Annotated in this window: 3 protein-coding genes; all 3 read right to left on the bottom strand. The window is 59.6% G+C overall.

The window, feature by feature from the left end; all coding sequences use genetic code 11:
• Positions 1–216: 216 nt before the first annotated feature.
• On the bottom strand, positions 217–483 hold the full coding sequence (locus tag X742_RS1000000174550) for a hypothetical protein (RefSeq protein ID WP_156939491.1): 267 nt from the start codon (positions 481–483) through the stop codon (positions 217–219).
• Positions 484–1472: 989 nt separating this feature from the next.
• On the bottom strand, positions 1473–1805 hold the full coding sequence (locus X742_RS1000000173565; RefSeq protein ID WP_348524199.1) for a helix-turn-helix transcriptional regulator: 333 nt from the start codon (positions 1803–1805) through the stop codon (positions 1473–1475).
• A 372-nt stretch (positions 1806–2177) separates the two neighbouring features.
• On the bottom strand, positions 2178–4194 hold a 2017-nt coding region (locus X742_RS1000000175075; protein WP_023775525.1), incomplete at its 5' end, for a hypothetical protein.

Raw genomic sequence — 4194 nt, forward strand, 5'->3', positions numbered from 1 at the left:
CTCCGATTAATGCGCAGCCTGGCATTGGCAACTTCCGACGTCAAAATATCGGCCGCCATCCCGTGGCCGTGGGGTTCCATAGTGTCCATAGGTTTCCAACACATGGCGGAAGACATCGTTCCCTGATGTCGGGCGAAACGGGTGCCGCTGCTTCCTGGAAAAGGCCGGGACGAATGAAACTCGCGTCATGGGGTTTGGCAGACTGGCTCAGAAAAGCTAACATTCCAAACGCTGGTGGAAGGTGAAGATGCGCGCGATCAGACGTTCCATCGCCGCCTTGCTGGCCGCATCACGCGAAGCTGAGCGCCATGCCGAACAAGAGGCGCGAAGGTCAAGTGCCGAAACACTGGCTTGCGGCCGGCAGATCGAGCCTAAGCATCTAAACGACTGGATCCGATACGGCTGGATGACTTGCCCTGCGACCGAGGATCGCCCGATTTTCCAGACGACCTGCGAAAACAATGCATGCGCCGCCGGCGCCATGTGTCAGCGCCGCGCTGCCCTCGGGCTCTTCGGTGATGGGTCACCAAAGCCGAGGAAGGCACGACCTCTATGCGGAGCGAAAGCCAGAACGGGCAATCCATGCCAGATGCGCGTCGAGCCAGGCAAAGCCAAATGCCGGCTCCATGGCGGACTCTCGACGGGGCCGAAAACAGCAGAGGGGAAGGCTAGTATTGCAGCCGCGACAAAGGCGCGATGGGCCGAATGACCAATGCGCTCCCTGCCAAAACAGCGCCAGAAACAGGTAGACGGCTTCGGCCGCTGTACATCCCCCGCCCGAAGGCCATCACAGGCTCTTGAGGTCTTCAAAGAACACCGTTTGACCGAAGATACTCTGCGCAGGCTGATCAGACGATTTGGCTTGGCCAACCAGACAATGTCCGGCGCTCCGCTGCGCATCTCCAGGGCTGCCTATGGCGCTCGGCGGGGACCATGGGGCGCTCGAAATGCTATGACGAGATGTGCGCGATCACGCTGACGTCACTCGATACTTCACCAGGCTGAGTATCCCGGCCTGCGGACCTCTCCACGCTTGGAATAACTGGTAGCGGTGTCTTCTGCTGCTCTTCTGCCATGCCACGGCTCAGACCGGACGGCAAAGGACCTTTGCAGCTCTGCATTTGCCTGGAAGAGCCTGTACGATGTCTGCACGGTCTTCTGCAGCTCTTCTGCCAGGATAAAGAGCTCTTCTCCTGCGATGAAGAGCTATTCGATGCTCTGCCTTGGCCGGCCAGGCGATTAGAGAAGCCCTGCAGGCCGATATGCATATGGCAGGAGTCTCCCGGCAGGCCCGCAAAGGCCGATACTCCCCGCCGCGGTACCGCTCCCTTAATGACATGCCAGTCCGCGAGGACGGCAGGTCAGCGGGATCAGTCCGCGTCGGCCGTAGGTTCTCACCAAGGGCTTCTTTCGCGCGGAAGCCAACTGCGCCGTCCATTGAACAGGTCCGGAGCCGAGCAGCTCCTAATCCGTCAGCGGGTCGACGGCCTCGGCTTGGCGATGACTTCATATGGATCGAAGCCTACTACCTTGGCCAGGTCGAGAAACTCAACGAGGTCCAAACGGCGATCGCCATTTTCGATGTTCGCGATAAAAGGTTGGTGACGATCGAGAGCTTTGGCGACAGCTGCCTGCGTCAATCCTGCCTGTCTCAGGGTATGGCCCTGCAGTGCATGGCGCTGGCGCGTGCCTATGTGGAGCAGAAGCAGGCCGCATAGTTTTGCTGCACGAAAGCTGACTGGAATCAAATCCGGCGCACAAGCATGGGCGCATAATGGTTCGATGTGGCAGTCGATCCTGAGCACCGTTCCTCCGGAGCCTGGAACTAGCCGTTCTGGACGAGGAAGGCATGCACTCGCTCGTATTCCCCTGCGAAAGGACGATCGAAGGGTGGAAACACGCCATTACCGGATTGCATGTAGATGTCCATCCTATGCATTGGCGTGACTGGATTGAGCCAGATCAGNAGACGTGTGCTCTTCCGATCTCCATCCTATGCATTGGCGTGACTGGATTGAGCCAGATCAGACGGACGCCAGATATACTCCCGGGCGTCCATCGCCTTGCCGTTCTCTTCGCACCGGCCGCTGTCGCCCGAGGGGATTACCGAACGCGACCGTCTGGCGGGGATGCTAATTAGCTGCTTTGACCCTTAGCTGCTATTCCCCTCGAGACGATTAAATGGCCTTGGCCGCCATTGCGAACGATACCAAGAAGGTGTTCTTGATTCCACTAGGCTTGAGGTTTGCCTTTTGCAGCGCAGCCTCGCAACGCTCCCGAAGCGTAGCGGCATTGCCCGGGCTCACGACAAGATCGCTCAGAACACCACGAAGCGCACCGACCAACTTTGTGATGTCGTTCAGGCGCAGGGCGTAGCTACCAGCCGTGCTGGCCTTCGCGTCTGCCACGGCTTCAGGCAAGGCAGAAACCCGCACCGACTGGCGATCCGGATAGGCGCCCTTGAACCAAGCCTCGGCCTCGAGGAGTTGGGCGTGATCATTCTTGTAAAGCGGATTGTCCTGCTTCTTACTCTTCGCTTCGATGACAAAGTCAAAGGCTGCATCGGTCCGCCAAAGAACATCAGGGCCCTTGCTATACACCTTCTCGGGACGTTCGGCGTCAAATCCAAGATAGCTGCCGAGACTAGCGAGCGCCTCCTCGTATTGTGCTGCTGACGCGGTCGGCACCAGCTCTGCGACAGCCTCTTCAAAGTCGGCCAGCAGCGCACCGCGCAGGTCATACTCCAACATGCGAGCAACAATCGCGGCAGATTGCTTGCCCGGGATCGGCCGCGCCACATAAGTTGGCCTGACCTTGGGAGGGGAATGATTGTTGCTGACCGAAAAGGCTTGTGTCTGTAGCTTCTGGCCACGCTCCTCATCATTCATCTGGTACGCGATCCGCGCGCCGGTCGCAGCTAGCCAAGCCCGCCGCTGCTTATCATGCTTTAACTCCTCGTCCCCCATCAGCTTTTCGAGAACCTGCATGGCCTTTTCGAACTGGCCGAGCCGCTGCAGCTTGAACGCCTTTCGCTCGCCGCCAGCGACCTTCAAGGCCAGAACGTTGACTGGCGTGGCATGGGCCGCCTCCGCAAGCTCCGAGGCGTGATAGGCTACCCAATCCGGGTCCCGCTTCAAGCACTTCATCACCGTCTGGCCAACCTCCTTAACGGTGGTGACGGTCTCGCTCATCTCATGGCCCATAGCCAGTTGCACTCGCGTGCTTGCGGTCAGGAAGGCGAGATTGCTCTTGCGGCCGATCCAACCGACCAGCTTGCTGCCGATTAGCATGACTGCACAATAGTCGCCGCCCCCCCGCGTTCCACGTCCGATCCCTTGCTCTATACGCTGCGCGAGCATCGAACTGACCGCAGAGTCAGCCACGACGTTCATGCGGTAGACGTCGTAGTCGGACGTGCCTTGGGGCAAGTTGTCCATCACAAGAAAGCGGCAAGCATTTCCGGCGAGATCGATTCCATCGTAGCGGTTGGCAAACACTACCGGCCCGAAGTCGGCGCCTTCTTGCATAGCCTTTACCTGTGCAGCGACGTCCTTCGCCGTGCTCGGATACGAGGCAATGTCGGTCCACTTTTCAGCCGCCGCACCAGACGGTGCTAAGATCGCTGCCCCGCGCTCTCCCTCCGCTAATGTGGTCGCAATCTTCTTCACCATCGGCGTGATCGGCGCGCCGCCAAGCTTCATAAGCTCGGGGACTAGGATCATGCGCTCGCCGACGCCTGCCAGCGACGTCGAGGTGATCGGCTTGCCGACAGCCTCTGCCGTGGCCCCGAACGCCCGCACGATCTCGCTGTCATCGGCGATGGTCGCCGACATGTAGATGCGGCGCCCGCAATCCTCAAAAGTGGGCAGCAGATCGACAGGCGGAAAGATGGGAGTGATCGTAACCGAGCGCCGACTGAACAGGCAGTGGCACACTGGAAGGTTGTCTCGTAGGAACGGCCAGACGTAGGGGTTGATCTTATCGACCTGGCCGGCGAGGTAGATCTCCACCTCCTGCAGTTTGCCCTGCCACGCCCAGCTCGGCACCTCCATGACGCCGTGATCCTTGCCGCTAGTGATGTCGGCGAAGGATCCGCCCCGGTTGACCTCTTTGAATGCCGTACGGAAGCGACCAGCAAGGTCAGCGTAGACGTCCGGATGATCTTTGGCGGAAATGTTCAGGCTAAACGCCTCG

Source organism: Mesorhizobium sp. LNHC229A00, from assembly GCF_000502415.1.
Classification (GTDB): Bacteria; Pseudomonadota; Alphaproteobacteria; order Rhizobiales; family Rhizobiaceae; genus Mesorhizobium.

Excerpts from the sequence above, each read along its gene's own strand:
- X742_RS1000000174550 (WP_156939491.1), bottom strand. The coding sequence starts at position 483 with ATGGCGCCGGCGGCGCATGCATTGTTTTCGCAGGTCGTCTGGAAAATC.